The following is a 17,282-nucleotide window of genomic DNA, read 5'->3' on the forward strand; positions in this document are numbered from 1 at the left end:
ATTGGTTCTAGAAATAACTAGCTTTAAGATGCAATCCTGAACTTTCCGGTAAACCGAACATTAAATTCATATTCTGTACGGCCTGTCCTGATGCTCCTTTTAATAAATTATCGATTACACTGGTGATTAACAATTTATCCCCAAATTTCTCTAATTTCAACAAACATTTATTGGTGTTTACCACTTGTTTTAAATGGATATTTTCTTCAGTCACAAAGGTGAAAGCAGCATCTTTATATTGCTCTTCATAGATTGCTTTTGCTTCTTCCAGGCTACCGGCGAACTTCGTATAAGCAGTGGCATGAATTCCGCGAGAGAAATTTCCTCTATTCGGAATAAAGTTTACGGTCATGTCTAATTCAGGTTGCAGCCATTGTAAACTTTGCCCAATTTCATTTAAATGTTGATGCTCAAAAGTTTTATAGGCTGAAAAGTTGTTATCCCTCCAGGTAAAATGTGTTGTGGCTGAAAGCGAAACTCCGGCACCGGTTGCCCCGGTAACTGCATTTACATGCCACTCGCCTTCAACTTTCTTTGCTTTTGCCAGTGGAAGAATCGCAAGGCTTATCGCCGTTGCAAAACACCCCGGGTTTGCGATAAAATTCGCTTTTTTGATCGCATCTTTTTTAAATTCAGGTAAACCGTAAACAAAATCATGGTTACCATCCATTCTATAATCAGTACTCAGATCTACAATTTTTGTGTTCGCTGAAAATGTATTTTCTGCTAAAAACTTTATCGAATTCCCATGCCCAAGACATAAAAACACTACATCTACTTCTGTATTGATTTCTCCTGAAAATAATAGATCGATTTCTCCAATTAAATCCTGGTGCACTCCTGCAACCGGTGTTCCCGGTCTTGAAGTACTAAATACAAAATCGAGTTCAACATCTGGATGATAGGTTAAAATTCTAACCAGTTCCCCTGCCGTATATCCTGCTCCGCCGATTATTCCTGCTTTGATCATGATATCCTTAATATTTAGTTATTTTCTACCGACTGGTATATCTTACCGGCATTGGATAGAATTTTAATAAATCCTTTAGCATCATTTGCGGTCCAAGCTTTATTTTCTTCTCCATAATTTCCAAAATTGCTATTCATCAGATCGTAAGCTGAAGAAATTCCGTCTAAAACAAATCGGTACGGATGTAGGCTAACAAACACTTTACCGGTTACCCTTTCCTGAGAACTTTGCAATAAAGCTTCAAAATCACGCATTACAGGATCTAAATACTGACCTTCATGTAAATGTGTCCCATACCAGTTCGCTACATAATCTTTATGTTGTAACTGCCATTTACTAAGCGTATGTTTTTCTAACAAATGATGTGATTTTATAATAATGCTTGCAGCAGCAGCTTCAAAACCTACCCTACCTTTAATCCCGATGATGGTATCTCCAACGTGGATATCCCGACCAATCGCATATTTTTTAGCGATTTCTTCAAGAATCTGGATATTATTTTCAGGAGAATTCTCTTTATCATTAATAGCGGTAAGCTCTCCTTTGGTAAAACTTAAGCTAATTTTACCTATCTCTTTTTCTGAAAGTTGGGATGGAAATGCCGATTCTGGTAATGGCTCGTTAGAAGTTAAAGTTTCGGCTCCTCCTACACTGGTGCCCCAAAGTCCTTTATTCACTGAATATTTAGATTTCTCCCAGTTCATTTCTACTCCGTTTTCCTTTAGGTAATCAATTTCTTCCTGTCGGCTTAACTGTTTATCACGAATCGGAGTAATAATTTCAATTTCAGGAGCAATAATCTGGAAGATCATATCGAATCTAACCTGGTCGTTACCTGCACCGGTACTACCATGAGCGATATATTTTGCACCAATTTCTTTGGCGTAATTTATAATCTCAATAGCCTGTACGATACGTTCTGCACTTACAGAAAGCGGATAGGTGTTATTTTTTAAAACATTACCAAAAATAAGATACTTCACTACCTTAGTATAAAATGAAGAAACCGCATCGATATTTTTATAGGTGGTTGCTCCTATTTTCTTGGCATTGTCTCCTATTTTTTGAACTTCTTCTTTAGAGAATCCTCCGGTATTCACGCTTACTGCATGCACTTCGAAACCTTCATTAGACAATGATTTTGCACAATATGAAGTATCTAATCCGCCGCTGTAGGCAATAACTACTTTTTTCATTTTTATTGGTAAGTTTTAATCTAGGTTATTTTTTTCCTTTTTATAGAAAAGGCTTTGTTTTATATTTTTTAATCGGGTAAAAGTTTTGTCATTCAGCTCATGCTTTTTTCTATCCTTTTTCTTTTTTTCAGGATCGTAAAGCATTCCTGTACACAAACACATTTTACGTTCTGTACGGGTTAGAATATCGTAGTTTTTACAGGTTTGGCAACCTTTCCAAAAAGCTTCATCATCGGTAAGTTCAGAAAAAGTAACGGGCTGGTAACCTAGCTCGTAATTTATTTTCATTACGGCTAAGCCTGTAGTAATCCCAAAAATCTTTGCGTCTGGATATCTTTTTCTGGAATAATCGAAAACTGCTTTTTTAATATCTTTTGCCAGCCCCTGATTTCTGTAATCGGGATGTACAATTAATCCTGAATTGGCCACATATTTTTCATGACTCCAGGTTTCGATATAACAAAAACCGGCAAATTTATCACCATCCAGCGCTATAATGGCATTACCGTTCTCCATTTTGGTAATTACGTATTCTGGTGTACGGCGCGCTATACCCGTACCACGAATTTTGGCAGATTCTTCTATAGTTGTACAAATAACCTCAGCAAATTTTGCATGAGATTTATTAGCAATGACAATCTTCATTTGCTAAACGATTATTAGGATTGAAAAAAATAAATTGAAAGTTCTAACCGAAAGGGGAACCGGACTCACCTAAGTTCCATAAAATTAAACACGCACTTACGTGCGGGGGTTACGACGGCGGCGTACGGGAACAAGTACAACAGCAGGAGTTGATGGCCTGTTAAAAAGAGCGATCCAATCCTGTAAACCTTGTATAAGGCTTTCTAATATTTGTTGTATGTTCAGTGATTTTTTCAAAATAAAAGTTTCAAATAATATTAATAAGAAGATTATATAAGCATTACCTTATGCAGCGCACAGGGTATCGATTATTAGTTAATATTATTTGACTTTGTGTATTCACAATGTAAATATAGATTTTATAAACGGATTTACAAAGACTTTTTTGATCAAATAATGAATTGAAATAAATCTGGCGTATCATTAAGGTATCTACCATAAAAATTGCGCTCTTTCATCCTGTTTATCAGGGGCTCAAAGTCAGATTTATCTTTAAGTTCTATCCCTACCACTGCAGGACCGTTTTCCCTTTCGTGCTTTTTGGAATATTCAAAATGGGTAATATCGTCTGTAGGGCCTAATACTTTATCCAAAAATTCCCGCAAAGCACCGGCACGTTGTGGAAATGTAACTACAAAATAATGTTTTAAACCAGCATATAGTAGTGCCCGTTCTTTGATTTCTGCAGTACGGGTAATATCGTTATTACTCCCGCTTACAATACAAACTACATTTTTGCCCTTTATTTCCTCAGCAAAAAAATCTAAAACCGAAATAGACATAGCCCCGGCAGGTTCTACCACAATAGCGTCCTGATTGTAAAGATCCAGAATAGTCTGGCAAATTTTACCTTCAGGAATCGTGACCATTTGATCTAAATTTTGTTTACAAATTTCAAAATTCCGACTGCCTACTTTTTGTACTGCTGCTCCATCTACAAAACGTTCGATCTGCTCTAGCTCTACCAGCTTTCCTTCTTTGAGGGAAGCCGACATTGATGGAGCTCCTTTCGGCTCTACACCAATAATCTTTGTTTTTGGAGATAATTCTTTAAAAACCGAAGAAACTCCGGCCAATAATCCTCCGCCTCCAAGAGGTGCAAATACATAATCTATAGGTTCCCTGGCTTGCTCTAAAATCTCTAGACCAATAGTTGCCTGGCCTTCAATCACCTTTTCATCATCAAAAGGATGGATAAAAACAAGATCCTCCTCACCTGCCCTAATCATGGCGCTTTTAAAGGAATCATCAAAAGTATCCCCTTCTAAAGCAACTTCTACCCATTCACCCCCAAACATTTTAGTTTGCGCTACTTTTTGACTGGGTGTGGTGCTTGGCATATAAATCACACCTTTGGCTTTTAGTTTGTTGCAGGCAAAAGCCACCCCTTGCGCATGGTTACCCGCACTGGCACAAATCACCCCTTTCTCTAGCTGGTCTTTGGGCAAACTGGAAATCTTATTGTACGCTCCACGAATTTTATAAGAACGTACTTGTTGTAAATCTTCCCTTTTAAGCATAATATTTGCTCCAAATCGATTGCTGTACGTAAACGATTCAGCTAAAGGCGTGTATACAACAACTTTAGATATTCTTTCAGAGGCCTGTTTAACAGCTTCTATACTCGGTTTATATATTTGTGCCAATGCAGTATCCATCAATTATTCATGTATTCTTTTCATTGCAGTCATGGCTTTTCTAAGCTTTGCTCCTACTATTTCTACAGGATGCTGTCTTAGTGCGTCATTTACAGCAATCAATTCAAGATTATCAACTCCGGTTTCCTCAGTTCCATAAGCATGACCTATAAAATCTTTATCCAAGCCATTCACGTAATCTTTGATAAGTGGCTTACAAGAATGATCAAAAAGGTAGCAACCATATTCTGCCGTATCCGAAATAATTCTGTTCATTTCAAATAATTTCTTTCTGGCAATGGTATTGGCGATAAGCGGAGTTTCGTGCAATGATTCATAATACGCAGATTCTGCAATAATACCTGCTTCTACCATGGTTTCAAAGGCCAGTTCTACACCAGATTTTACCATAGCAACCATTAGCACACCTTTATCGAAATATTCCTGTTCTGAAATTTCTTCTTCTGAAGCTTCGGTTTTTTCAAAAGCAGTTTCTCCGGTAGCGGCTCTCCACTCTAATAATTCTTTATCGTCATTCGACCAGTCTCTCATCATTCTGGAGCTAAACTCCCCAGAAATAATATCGTCCATATGTTTCTGGAAAAGCGGACGCATAATCTCTTTTAATTCTTCTGAAATTTCAAAAGCTTTGATCTTTGCAGGATTAGAAAGACGATCCATCATATTAGTGATACCACCGTGCTTAAGTGCTTCAGTAATCGTTTCCCATCCATACTGAATAAGCTTGGCCGCATAATCAGGTGAAACACCATCAGCCACCATTTTATCAAAGCTTAAGATCGATCCTGTTTGAAGCAATCCACAAAGAATGGTTTGTTCTCCCATTAAATCAGATTTAACTTCAGCTACAAAAGAAGATTGAAGTACTCCCGCTTTATGACCACCGGTACCATAAGCATAAGCTTTAGCCCACTCCAGGCCAATACCTAAATGATCATTTTCTGGATGCACAGCAATTAGTGTTGGTACACCAAAACCTCTTTTATATTCCTCTCTTACCTCACTACCGGGACACTTAGGAGCTACCATAATTACAGTAATATCCTCTCTAATTTGCATTCCTTCTTCAACAATATTAAAACCATGAGAATACGAAAGCACCCCGTCTTTTTTAATATGTGGCATAATAGCTTTAATTACGCCGGTATGTTGCTTATCTGGAGTAAGATTAATCACCAAATCTGCTGATGGAATTAACTCTTCGTAAGTACCAACTGTAAAATTGTTTTCAGTTGCATTTTTGTAAGACTGCCTTTTTTCTTTAATCGCTCCATCGCGTAGCGCGTAAGAAATATCAAGACCGCTATCTCTCATGTTTAATCCCTGATTAAGACCTTGAGATCCACATCCTACAATAACTATTTTTTTATCTTTTAATGCAGCCACTCCATCACTAAACTCATCTAGCTCCATGAACCTGCAAGTCCCCAGTTGGGCTAATTTTTCTCGTAAAGAAAGGCTGTTAAAATAGTTTGTCATGATATTGAATTTGTTGTATTAAATTTTTCTAAGATTCCTGTTATTGGCATTTCATTTTTGGTTACCGCAATGGTGCCCGAACGTACAAACTGCATTAAACCGTAAGGTTTTAAAGTTTCGTAAAGTTCATCTACCTCACTGCGTTTACCGGTTTTTTCAATCACAAAGAATTTTGGGGTAACGGTAACTATACGCGCATTGGTTGCCTTAATAAAAGCCTGCACATTTAAATCGTCCAAGAATTCTGAAGATTTGATTTTGTATAAAGCTGTTTCCTGATAGATCATTTCTTCTGCGGTATGATAAAAAGCTTTAATCACTTCAATTTGCTTTTCGATCTGTCCTACAATTTTCTTGATCTGCTCTTCAGTAACTTCAACTACAATTATAAACCGCATTACCTCCGGCACCTCACTTGGCGAAGCGGTAATACTTTCTATATTAATATGTCTCTTTAGGAAGATGGCCGCAATTCGGCTTAACAGTCCTAAATTATTTTCAGTATATATCGAAACTGTGAAATTTTTCTTTTCCATTACTCTAAAATTATATCTGAAACTGATGCCCCTGTTGGTACCATAGGGAAAACATTTTCTTCCTGTTCTACCTTCACTTCAAGGAAATATGGGCCATCGTGATCAATCATTGTTTTTACGGCATCCTTAAGTTGCGAACGATCTGTAACCCGGTTTGCTTCTATATGGTATCCTTTGGCTATGGTAACAAAATCTGGGTTTGTCATTTCTGTAGAAGCATATCTTCTATCAAAGAATAATTGTTGCCATTGTCGTACCATTCCTAAAAATCCATTATTTAAAACCACGATTTTAACCGGAACTTTAGTTTGAAAAATGGTACCTAATTCCTGAATGGTCATTTGATACCCACCATCACCAATAATAGCTACGACTTCGCGCTTAGGACTTCCCATCTTTGCTCCAATAGCGGCTGGCAATGCAAACCCCATAGTTCCTAAACCACCACTGGTTACGTTACTTCTGGTTTGCGTAAAATCTGAATATCTACAGGCTGCCATTTGATGCTGACCAACATCTGAAACGATAACCGCATTGCCTTTAGTATTTATATTGATTTCCTGAATAACCTCAGCCATTCCTAAATCTGGCTTATTAACATCCAGATTTCCGCTGATTACTTTCTCATATTCAGTTTTATATAATTCTTTAAACCTGTTATGCCATTCTTTATGAGATTTGGGCTGTACAAGTTCCATTAATATTTTAAGCGTTTCCTTTACGTTTCCTAAAACTGGAAAATCGGCATAAACATTCTTATTGATCTCTGCAGGATCAATTTCTAAATGCACCACTTTAGCCTGCTTTGCATAATGATCTAAATTACCGGTCACACGATCATCAAAACGCATCCCTATGGCGATTAAAACATCACATTCGTTGGTAAGGACATTTGGTCCGTAATTACCGTGCATACCTACCATACCAACATTTAAAGGATGTTTTGTAGGCAAAGCCGAAAGGCCTAAGATCGTCCATGCTGCAGGAATACCGGTTTTCTCTACAAATTCTTTAAATAGCTCCTCTGCACCACCAAGGATTACCCCCTGACCAAAAACGATCATTGGTTTTTTAGCTGAATTAATTGCCTCGGCTGCTTTTTCAACCTGAAGCAAATTCACCTCTGGGTTGGGTTTATAACTGCGAATTCCGCTACATTTTTTATAATTGAACTCCAGGGAAGCAAATTGCGCATCTTTAGTAATATCTACTAAAACAGGGCCAGGACGTCCCGATTTTGCAATATAAAATGCTTTCGCGATCACCTCAGGAATTTCTTCGGCTTTGGTTACCTGATAGTTCCATTTTGTAATAGGGGTAGAAATCCCTACAATATCGGTTTCCTGAAAAGCATCACTACCTAACAAATGAGAACCTACCTGCCCCGTAATACACACTAAGGGTGTAGAATCTATTTGAGCATCTGCAATTCCTGTAACTAAATTAGTCGCACCAGGACCAGAGGTTGCTACCGCAACTCCTACTTTACCACTTACGCGGGCATAGCCTTGTGCAGCGTGAGTAGCTCCCTGCTCATGTCTGGTAAGGACGTGGTGAATTTTATCCTGGTATTTGTATAATTCATCATACACCGGCATAATAGCCCCACCCGGGTAACCATAAATCGTTTCTACGCCTTCCTCTAACAAACACTTAATTACTGCTTCTGCTCCAGAAACAGTCATTGAAGTATCTGCCGATGTCTTTTCGAAACTAGCTGTTTTTACTTCCATAATTCACCATTTTAAAACTCATCGGTCACACATCCTTTAGATGCCGATGAAACTGTTCGCGCATATTTATATAAAACACCTTTACTGAATTTTAAAGCAGGTGCTTTCCAGTTTTTTCTTCTTTCTTCAATCTCCGCATCAGTAAGATCTACATGTATAGAATCGTCTTCTGCACTAATGGTAATTTTATCACCATCTTTTAATAAAGCGATCATTCCGCCTTCCTGGGCTTCAGGAGTAATATGCCCCACTACAAAACCATGCGTCCCTCCAGAAAATCTCCCATCTGTAATTAGAGCTACCTCTTTACCTAATTTTGCCCCCATAATTGCTGAAGTAGGCTTAAGCATTTCTGGCATTCCAGGACCTCCTTTTGGCCCTTCGTAACGAATTACCACGACATCACCTTTCCTCACTTTTCCTTGAGAGATACCATCGTTAGCCTCATATTCACTTTCAAAAACCTTTGCAGTTCCTGTAAAGCTCAAGCCTTCTTTTCCGGTAATTTTTGCAACAGAACCTTCTTCTGCTAAATTGCCGTGAAGAATCCTGATGTGCCCTGTTTTTTTAATTGGTTGATCAATTGGATAAATAACATCCTGGCCTTCTTCTAAATCTGGAACATCAGCTAGGTTTTCTGCCAAGGTTTTTCCGGTAATGGTCATACAGTCACCATGAAGCAGACCATGTTTCAACATGAATTTCTGAACGGCAGGAATTCCACCAATTCTATGAATATCTTCCATAGCATATTTACCGCTTGGCTTTAGATTGGCCAGGAACGGTGTACTATCTACAATTTTTCCAAACTCTTCTATACCCAATTCGATTTCTGCTGAACGGGCAATCGCCAAAAAGTGTAGTACTGCATTGGTAGAACCACCAAGAAGCGTAAGTAACCTTATCGCATTCTCCAGCGATTTTTTGGTTACAATATCTCTTGGTTTTAAATCTTTTTCTATAAGCAGTTTCATCACCTCACCGGCTTTTACACTTTCTGCTTTTTTCTCTTCGCCTACGGCGGGATTAGAGCTATTATACGGTAAAGACATTCCCAGCGTCTCTATAGCTGAAGCCATTGTATTTGCAGTATACATACCTCCACAGGCTCCCGCACCAGGACAGGCTTTCTCGATCACATTGTCATATTCGTCCTGATCGATATCGCCACTTACTTTAGCTCCCCAGGCCTCAAAAGCCGAAACTACATCCAGTTTTTTTCCATTATGACAACCTGAAGCGATTGTACCGCCATACACTAAAACTGAAGGTCTGTTTAAACGCAGCATCGCCATTAATGCACCTGGCATATTTTTATCACAACCTACCACAGTTACCAAACCGTCATAAGACATGGCATTTACAACAGTTTCCATAGAATCTGCTATAATATCACGTGAAGGAAGGGAAAAACGCATCCCTGGAGTTCCCATAGAAATACCGTCACTTACCCCGATAGTATTGAAAATTAATCCCACAAGATCTGCAGAAAGCGTTCCTTCTTTTACCAGTTTTGCAAGATCGTTTAGATGCATGTTGCAAGGGTTACCCTCGTATCCTGTACTTGCAATTCCAACAAATGGTTTTTTAAAATCTTCTTTAGTTAAGCCAATGGCGTGAAGCATGGCCTGTGATCCCGGTTGAGAATCACTCTGAGTTAAAATACTACTATACTTGTTATTCATTACTAATTTTTCTCTTCTCGTTAAATAAAATTACCGCCTTCAAAATGCCTCTGTTTTTTAGCTAAGATTCCTTAATTGTTTTCAACGACATATTTAAGAGTGCAAAACATTGATTTACAGAAAATTAAACTCTTCTTTTTTACGACTGCTGAAACTATCAAAAAACATTTAATTTTTTACTGATTTAACATTAACCTCATTATTATCCTTAAAATACCTTCATTTTTAAAAGGAATACGGCAGCTTTTCAAAGATCCTTATTTCCTGAATTTAGCTACAAGGCATAAAAAAAGCCATCCCTAAAGATGGCTTATACGTTATATATCATACATATCCTCTCTAGGGCCAGGTTTTCCAAATGAAAATGACCTTAATAATTGAAGAGATAATGTATTGTTTTCCTAAATTCATAAGTAAACGACTTCCCTTAGGGCAAACCTATGAGACATTTATTAGAACCTTATTTATATTCGAGATTTTAATCTCGATTATCACGTAAACTTAATAATAATTTTCTGATTACATAAAATTTAGGTTATTTTTTTAGCTTTATAGAATATAAATCTTTTCTGCGATCTTTTAAATTTCGTACACTCCCAAAATTATGCAACTCTTTCAGTAAGTCCAGATCTACATCAGCGAGTAGCGTACTTTCAGTATTTGGTGTAGCTTCTGCTTTTACTCCATTAACAGGAAAAGCAAAATCAGACGGAGTGAGCACGGCACTTTGCGAATACTGAATATCCATATTATTTACTTTTGGCAGATTTCCTACTGATCCCGCAATGGCCACATAGCACTCATTTTCTACCGCCCTGGATTGTGCACAAATCCGCACTCTGGAATACCCATTTTGCGTATCGGTCATAAAAGGCACAAACAAGATGTTCATTCCTTCTTCTGCTAATAACCTTGGAAGCTCTGGAAATTCCACATCATAGCAAATTAAAACACCTATTTTACCACAATCAGTATCAAAGGTTTGCAACTTCGTACCGCCTTTCATGCCCCATGCAGATTCTTCAGCAGGAGTTATATGTAATTTTTCGTACCGCTCATAACTTCCATCACGACGACATAAAAAACCTACATTATACATATGCTCTCCAATCACCTGTGGCATACTTCCGGTGATGATGTTAATATTATAATTAATGGCGAAATCGATAAACGTTTCCAATAATTTATCGGTATAGGTGGAAAGCCCTCTAATGGCTTCAGCTTCATTTAAATGATTAAACTCTGCCATAAGCGGAGCATTGAACAGTTCAGGAAAAAGAATAAAATCACTTTGATAATCACTAACCGCATCTACAAAAAACTCGATTTGCGATACCAAAGCATCAAAATTCTTAAATAAACGCATCTGCCATTGCACCAAACCTAAGCGTACAACGGTTTTAGTACTTTCTATTAATTTTTGAGGTTTGGTATAATAAATATTGTTCCATTCCATCAAAACTGCGTATTCTTTACTTTCATGATCGCCAGAAAGGTATCCTTTAATTACCTTTTTAACGTGGAAATCATTAGAAAGCTGAAATGATAGCACAGGATCATGAATTTCCTGCAACTTAACTTTATCGATATACTTTTTAGGAGTAAGTTCATTTGCATATTTGGCAAAATTGGGGATTCTACCGCCAAATATTATAGATTTCAAATTTAGCTGTTCACATAATTCTTTACGCGCTTCATAAAGCCGCCGCCCTAAACGTTTCCCTCTATACTCCGGATGGATAAAGACATCTATACCATAAAGAACATCACCATTTTTAGTATGGGTGGAAAAGTTTTCTCCACCAATAATATCATCATAAGTATGATTATCATCAAATTTATCATAGTCTACAATGATAGAAAGGGCACAACCGGCAATTTTATTATCGATCACAATGCAAAACTGCCCGTCTGGAAATTTTTTGACCAGGGTTTTTATTTCAGCAGCGCTCCAATAATCATCGGGCATACCACTATAACTTTTTATCATCGAAACCTTAAGTTCCTTATAATCCTGAACTTTTAAATTTCTAAGTTCTATTGTAGGTGTCTCCATCTTCTATAAACCGTGTTTAATTCTGAAAACGAAGATACTATCTAAAAAATTAGATTTTCAAAAAAAGAAGCTAAAAACAGGCAATATTAGATGGTGCAATAATTATTTTTAATGGCGTAAACAGCAAGACCTACTCTACTTCTAATTTGGAGTTTAGTAAAAAGATTCTCCCTGTAACCATCAATTGTTTTTGGACTAAGACTCATTTTTGCAGCTATCTCTTTATACGTCATCTCTGTACAGACATATTGTAAAAATTCAATTTCCCGCTCTGAAAATTGTTCCTTGGCTGATGTTTTTTTGCCTAGTTCCTGTATTAATTCCTTCTCAAAGCAGTAACCGGTTTCTATAACACTATCCAAAGCTGCTTTAAATCGATCTGGGTCAATATCTTTAAGTAAGTACCCCCTGCATCCAAAGCTTATCATTTTTAAAAGGGTTTCTTCGTCATTTTCCATGGTTAATGCCACAGCCTTCTGTTTGGGAAACTCCTGTTTAAGCCACTGCATGGTTTGTAATCCATCCATTAACGGCATACGTACATCTAATAAAATAAGATCTGGACGTAAATCCATTTTTTTTAAATTACCCTGAAGTTCCTTTCCATTTCCATATACTGCTTTAACCCGATAGCCATCAAAAGAATCGACTAATCCTTTTAAAGATTGCGAAAAAAGTACATGGTCATCGACTATTATTATCGATTTCGTCATTTGATTGATTAGATTATTTTGGATATAGCAAAGATAGAGAAGTTCCTGGAGCAGGAAAAAATTCTATATTAAATTGCCTCTTCAATCATCCTATTTTCCTTTTAAAATAATAATTCACTATTCATGGTTTATATTCAAAACACCCTTAAAATTCATTCAAACAACTAACTTTCAATACACTGAACCTAAAAATTATTTTATAATACAGCTTACCGCTAATTAAGGAATTGCCATAAATCTAAAGGCTTATTAGACTAGAATTTTTAATATCTCACACACATATTCGTTACTATCTATCAAAATTGGTTTTAATAAGATTACCGATTTTTTTACTCATTGATAGCATATAACGTTACTGTTTAAAGATTTAAAAGAACACTACCCCGTTATAATAAAATGGTTTTCAATTATTAATTTCTGTTCAGTAAAAAAATATAGCATATATAATTGCTGTAAGTCTTCACACTATGAATCAATATGAATCAAAATAATTTCTTGAGGCTTACGTATAAAGATTACTTGAAGAATTTCCTGTATCCCAAATACCTTTCGTTCTGTATACAAACAATTTACAATAGTTGAAACTATTCTATTTCTGGCTGTTTTCCTGTCAAGAATTTTGTTACGATAAATTAATTTTAAGATAAAATTACAAGTATATTTTAGGTAAATTAAAAAATATTATACAAAAAAGGGGTGTTTTTCCCCTTTGCTAAACAAATCTTTTAAATTACTTTTGAATTATCATTTTAGTTAGCTAAGGTGTTTTGGGGCAAAAAAGTGTCGATAGAATGTGAAGTAATTCTGAGTAGGGTCTTTATTACTTCGTTCAACGTCTAGTCGGCACTTTTTTATTTCAAAGCGCTAAAAGGATTTAATACTGTCGATAGCTTATCGGAATCAAAATGTATAGAAAATGTAAATAGATTTTATGCCTCAATCTAATTGGACATCAACACCTTTCCTGACTTTATAAGGATTGCTGAAAAGAAAAATTTATATTTTCATTTGTTAATTTTTGAGCAATAGTCCTTATTCCTTTGTCGGATAATTGTAAAATCCTGGGATAACCACCTGTTGTTTGGCAATCTCTCATTAAAACAATCAATTTCCCTGAAGGTGTTAACTGAACTGTTCCAGGAACCACCGGCCCCGTAATGATTGGCTTTAAATCATTTTGTAATTGTTCTTGTAACTGTATGGCCATTCTATTGTTATTTTGATCGATGCTAAAAGTCGAATTTCTAAGATGTTCCTTTTGCGTTTCAGAAAGAAACTTAAATTCCGGGCCTTCATAAACTTCGATTTCGGATGTTTTAAGATAATCTTCATTAAACTTTAATCCGGCATTAGTTTCTATTCTTCCGGCCAAGTCTTCCTTGTAGGATAACACTAAATCTTTCTCTAATTTTTGATATTTGCTGATTCCTTCGTACCAACTTTTACTTCCCAAAACCTTTTCTGTAGTAAAACCTCCAGTAATAGCAAGATAAGCCCGGCAGCCATATGCTCTTCTTCCAAAACTTAGAATATCACCTTTGGCTATTTCCAGGATAGTATTGTTTTTTACTTCCTCCGCATTCAATTTTGGTGAAAGATAGGCCCCCGAAATCACAATTTTTGTTGCCGCCGTAAATTCTAATTTTGGTCCCATCATCGTTATTTCAAGTACTGCATCATTAGCATTATTTCGTAACATTAGATTGGCTGTTCTCGCCGCGTATCTATCCATTACGCCACTGGCGGGAACACCAAATTTCATATTTCCGAATCTTCCATAATCCTGAATACTACTAAAAAGTCCTGGTTGTAACACCTTCACTTCACCCATTTCGATCTTGCTTTTTTAATTGAAAATTACCTTGCTCCACCTGCTGTTTTATACGATCATATTCTTCACGATCCACACTTTTAAATTTGATGTAATCCCCGGCTGAAATTAAACTTGGATATTCCCTCTTATTATCAAAAAAATTAAGCGGACAATTACCAATAATTTGCCAGCCACCGGGGCTTACCTTTGGATAAATTCCGGTTTGATTTTCACCTATTCCAACCGCCCCCTTTTCGATCTTCATTCGGGGTTGTGATTTTCTTGAAATATGAAGCTTTTCATCCAACCCTCCCAGGTATAAAAATCCGGGTAAAAATCCCATAAAATAAACTCGATATTCCGGCTGTATATGCAGTGAAATTATTTCTGAAATTTCCAGATTTTTCTCTTTGGCGATAAACTCTAAATCGACACCAAAATTAAGATCATAACACACCGGGATTTCGAATATACTACTTTCAATATTTTTCGTATCATTGTATTGATCAAATACCTTTTTTATCGCTTCAACATCGCTATAAACATCCTCTATAGTCACAAAGTAATTAATTAATATCGAGTTATATGTATTAATTACTTCAACCTTTTGTTCAATATAAATTTGCTGAATTAAATTTCGATAATACAAGACTTTATTCAACAATTCTTCGCTAATTATCTGCTCAAACTGAACTAAAATAGCATTATCTCCTAAGGGTGAGATTTGTGGTAAGTCCCTACTCATGTGTTCTTGATCTTTATATTTTTTTCGGAAAATCGTTCATGTAAAAATTGCAAAATTTCAACTGAATTTTTAGTGTCGCTATGCAAGCAAAAAGTACTGGCATTGCAAGGCAGAATTTGGCCACTTTTAGTGATGATTTTTTTATCCTGAAACATGCTAAGAACATGTTTAAAAACCGCTTCCTGATCTTCAATAACGGCATTTGTTTTCGACCTGCTTACCAACGAATAATCGACCTCATAATTTCGGTCTGCAAAGCCTTCAAAAATGATATTTATTTTATCTTTAGCAACCTCAGAAATCACAGAATTTAATGGTACAAAAAGACTAAAATCATCCTCGATTTCAAGCAAACTTTCTACAATAATCTGGGCTATTTTTTCATCTTTTGCAGCATCGTTATAAAGGGCTCCATGTGGTTTTACATGATGCAATCTTACTCCTTTCGCTTTTGCTATTTCCTGTAGAGATATTACTTGATCCCGAATACTTTTTTTAAGATCTTTGGCAGCAATCTGCATCGATCTTCTTCCAAAATTTTCTCTGTCGGGATATGAAGGATGCGCTCCAATATTCGTGTTGTTTTCAAAAGCTAAATTCAATGTTTTACGCATCGTTTTAATATCACCGGCATGCCCTCCACAGGCAATATTACAACTGGAAATTAAAGGCATTAATAAATGATCGTAATCCCCGCCTTCACCAAGATCGCAGTTAATATCTATCTCTTTCATGATTTCTTTTTACTAGAAATTTTAAGGTAAAGTTTTTTCAGCAAAAAATTGCAAAATAAATGATAAGCCTTCCTTATTGATAGGTTTTTACCTATACGGCAGTAGTTTAGAGTACTGTATAAATTGACTTGCCCCCCAAAAAGATTGCTATTGCAATTACAACAGCTCCTAATATATTTTGAAGTAGGGAATTTTTATAATTGCCTAAAACCGAGGCTCTATTCACCACCCAAAACAGGAAGACAGCAATTACTGGCAGCAAAATTCCGTTTGCGATCTGCGCGAATTGTATTAATTGAATAGGTTGAATTTTTAAAGAGGAGCAAAAAACACCCAAAATCAATACAAAAGCCCAGACCGCTTTAAATTTAACCGATTTTAAACTGGCGTTCCATCCCATGCATCCTTTAACTACATATGCGGCTGCCAATGGAGCAGTGATCGACGAAGTAATCCCAGCTGCTAAGAGGCCGATAGCCATAAACCAAGATGCAAATTCACCAAAAACAGGTTTTAAAGCTTCGGCAAGATCTACCGCATTATTTACGTTATCCAATCCAGCGGCGGCGGCGCAAATCAAGATGGCCATAGAAACTACTCCCCCTAAAACAATAGCAATAACCAATTCGATTTTAGCTGTTTTAAGAAACTTTTTTTCCTTCCATTTCTCACTAACCAGCGAAGCATGTAAAAACAAATTATAGGGTACTACCGTGGTTCCTACCAAAGCGATTACTCCTAGAATTCCGGTAGAAAGATGATTTGGGATAAATCCGTTTAAAATTTTGCTAATATCAGGTTTTACAACAATCGCGGTGACGATAAAGGCCAGACTCATTACCATGACCAGTGCAATAAACACTTTCTCCAAAACTTTATAATTTCCTATCCAGAGAATTGCAAAAGCAATGGCACCAACAGTAATACTCCAGATATTTACTTCAAATTGGAATACACGAAGCTGTTGTTCTCCAAAAACGGCTTGTAAACCCAAAACTGCGCCGGTAATATTACCAGCTTCATAAGCAGCATTTCCAACAACTATTGCCGAAAAAATAAGAGCAAGTGCTAAAAATCTCCAGACTGGCTTTTTAAGCTCATCCCGAATATTATCACTTAATCCTTTTTGGGAAATAATACCAAGTCTGGCAGCCATTTCTTGTAAAACAATACAGGAAAAAACGGAAAGTAATAGAGCCCAAAGCAGGGAATATCCAAAATTAACACCTGCCAAAGTGCAGGAGGTAACCGTTCCAGGGCCTATAAAAGCCGCAGAAACCAATATCCCGGGTCCTAATTCTTTTAAATAATTTTTCAAA

The 17,282-nt window shown here is 36.6% G+C and carries 14 protein-coding genes; all 14 read right to left on the reverse strand.

The genetic code is table 11. The features are described 5' to 3' along the window. Positions 1-7 precede the first annotated feature (7 nt). On the reverse strand, positions 8-970 hold the full coding sequence (gene argC, locus ZPR_RS13270) for an N-acetyl-gamma-glutamyl-phosphate reductase (protein ID WP_013072213.1): 963 nt from the start codon (positions 968-970) through the stop codon (positions 8-10). A gap of 14 nt (positions 971-984) precedes the next feature. After that, complete coding sequence (locus ZPR_RS13275) at positions 985-2,166, reverse strand: argininosuccinate synthase (protein ID WP_013072214.1); 1,182 nt, start codon at positions 2,164-2,166, stop codon at positions 985-987. A gap of 15 nt (positions 2,167-2,181) precedes the next feature. Continuing rightward, entirely contained in the window at positions 2,182-2,811 is a 630-nt protein-coding gene (locus ZPR_RS13280; protein ID WP_013072215.1) for a GNAT family N-acetyltransferase, read from the reverse strand. A 389-nt stretch (positions 2,812-3,200) separates the two neighbouring features. Beyond that, a complete protein-coding gene (gene ilvA / locus ZPR_RS13285) occupies positions 3,201-4,469 on the reverse strand; it encodes a threonine ammonia-lyase IlvA (RefSeq protein ID WP_013072216.1) in 1,269 nt (422 codons plus the stop codon). Positions 4,470-4,472: 3 nt separating this feature from the next. Beyond that, on the reverse strand, positions 4,473-5,948 hold the full coding sequence (gene ilvC, locus ZPR_RS13290; protein WP_041578924.1) for a ketol-acid reductoisomerase: 1,476 nt from the start codon (positions 5,946-5,948) through the stop codon (positions 4,473-4,475). Beyond that, positions 5,945-6,484: an acetolactate synthase small subunit gene (ilvN, locus tag ZPR_RS13295; protein WP_013072218.1), complete on the reverse strand. Its 540-nt coding sequence runs from the start codon at positions 6,482-6,484 to the stop codon at positions 5,945-5,947. The genes ilvC and ilvN overlap by 4 nt, the downstream gene beginning before the upstream one ends. Beyond that, a complete protein-coding gene (ilvB, locus tag ZPR_RS13300) occupies positions 6,484-8,217 on the reverse strand; it encodes a biosynthetic-type acetolactate synthase large subunit (protein WP_013072219.1) in 1,734 nt (577 codons plus the stop codon). Before ilvB ends, ilvN begins: the two co-directional genes overlap by 1 nt. Before the next feature lie 11 nt (positions 8,218-8,228). Further along, positions 8,229-9,902, reverse strand: coding sequence for a dihydroxy-acid dehydratase (ilvD, locus tag ZPR_RS13305; RefSeq protein WP_041578925.1), 1,674 nt, complete (start codon positions 9,900-9,902; stop codon positions 8,229-8,231). Positions 9,903-10,437: 535 nt separating this feature from the next. Next, the gene (locus ZPR_RS13310; RefSeq protein WP_013072221.1) at positions 10,438-11,958 is read right to left on the reverse strand and encodes a bifunctional GNAT family N-acetyltransferase/carbon-nitrogen hydrolase family protein; all 1,521 of its coding nucleotides are present in this window, start codon (positions 11,956-11,958) and stop codon (positions 10,438-10,440) included. Between the two features lie 86 nt (positions 11,959-12,044). After that, a complete protein-coding gene (locus tag ZPR_RS13315) occupies positions 12,045-12,671 on the reverse strand; it encodes a response regulator transcription factor (protein ID WP_013072222.1) in 627 nt (208 codons plus the stop codon). 970 nt (positions 12,672-13,641) lie between these two features. Beyond that, positions 13,642-14,502 carry a 5-oxoprolinase subunit C family protein gene (locus tag ZPR_RS13320; RefSeq protein ID WP_013072223.1) on the reverse strand — a complete coding sequence of 287 codons (861 nt, stop codon included), beginning with the start codon at positions 14,500-14,502 and terminating at the stop codon, positions 13,642-13,644. Next, positions 14,495-15,229, reverse strand: coding sequence for a 5-oxoprolinase subunit PxpB (pxpB, locus tag ZPR_RS13325; RefSeq protein ID WP_013072224.1), 735 nt, complete (start codon positions 15,227-15,229; stop codon positions 14,495-14,497). Before pxpB ends, ZPR_RS13320 begins: the two co-directional genes overlap by 8 nt. Continuing rightward, complete coding sequence (gene pxpA, locus ZPR_RS13330) at positions 15,226-15,963, reverse strand: 5-oxoprolinase subunit PxpA (protein ID WP_013072225.1); 738 nt, start codon at positions 15,961-15,963, stop codon at positions 15,226-15,228. The genes pxpB and pxpA overlap by 4 nt, the downstream gene beginning before the upstream one ends. 106 nt (positions 15,964-16,069) lie before the next feature. Beyond that, positions 16,070-17,281: an Nramp family divalent metal transporter gene (locus ZPR_RS13335; RefSeq protein ID WP_013072226.1), complete on the reverse strand. Its 1,212-nt coding sequence runs from the start codon at positions 17,279-17,281 to the stop codon at positions 16,070-16,072. Position 17,282: the final 1 nt, after the last annotated feature.

The sequence above is a fragment of the Zunongwangia profunda SM-A87 genome (assembly GCF_000023465.1).
Lineage (GTDB): Bacteria > Bacteroidota > Bacteroidia > Flavobacteriales > Flavobacteriaceae > Zunongwangia > Zunongwangia profunda.

Excerpts from the sequence above, each read along its gene's own strand:
- pxpB (WP_013072224.1), bottom strand. The coding sequence starts at position 15,229 with ATGAGTAGGGACTTACCACAAATCTCACCCTTAGGAGATAATGCTATT.
- ilvC (WP_041578924.1), bottom strand. The coding sequence starts at position 5,948 with ATGACAAACTATTTTAACAGCCTTTCTTTACGAGAAAAATTAGCCCAA.
- ilvA (WP_013072216.1), bottom strand. The coding sequence starts at position 4,469 with ATGGATACTGCATTGGCACAAATATATAAACCGAGTATAGAAGCTGTT.
- ilvD (WP_041578925.1), bottom strand. The coding sequence starts at position 9,902 with ATGAATAACAAGTATAGTAGTATTTTAACTCAGAGTGATTCTCAACCG.
- ZPR_RS13320 (WP_013072223.1), bottom strand. The coding sequence starts at position 14,502 with ATGGGTGAAGTGAAGGTGTTACAACCAGGACTTTTTAGTAGTATTCAG.
- argC (WP_013072213.1), bottom strand. The coding sequence starts at position 970 with ATGATCAAAGCAGGAATAATCGGCGGAGCAGGATATACGGCAGGGGAA.
- ZPR_RS13315 (WP_013072222.1), bottom strand. The coding sequence starts at position 12,671 with ATGACGAAATCGATAATAATAGTCGATGACCATGTACTTTTTTCGCAA.
- ilvN (WP_013072218.1), bottom strand. The coding sequence starts at position 6,484 with ATGGAAAAGAAAAATTTCACAGTTTCGATATATACTGAAAATAATTTA.
- ZPR_RS13280 (WP_013072215.1), bottom strand. The coding sequence starts at position 2,811 with ATGAAGATTGTCATTGCTAATAAATCTCATGCAAAATTTGCTGAGGTT.
- pxpA (WP_013072225.1), bottom strand. The coding sequence starts at position 15,963 with ATGAAAGAGATAGATATTAACTGCGATCTTGGTGAAGGCGGGGATTAC.
- ZPR_RS13275 (WP_013072214.1), bottom strand. The coding sequence starts at position 2,166 with ATGAAAAAAGTAGTTATTGCCTACAGCGGCGGATTAGATACTTCATAT.
- ZPR_RS13310 (WP_013072221.1), bottom strand. The coding sequence starts at position 11,958 with ATGGAGACACCTACAATAGAACTTAGAAATTTAAAAGTTCAGGATTAT.
- ilvB (WP_013072219.1), bottom strand. The coding sequence starts at position 8,217 with ATGGAAGTAAAAACAGCTAGTTTCGAAAAGACATCGGCAGATACTTCA.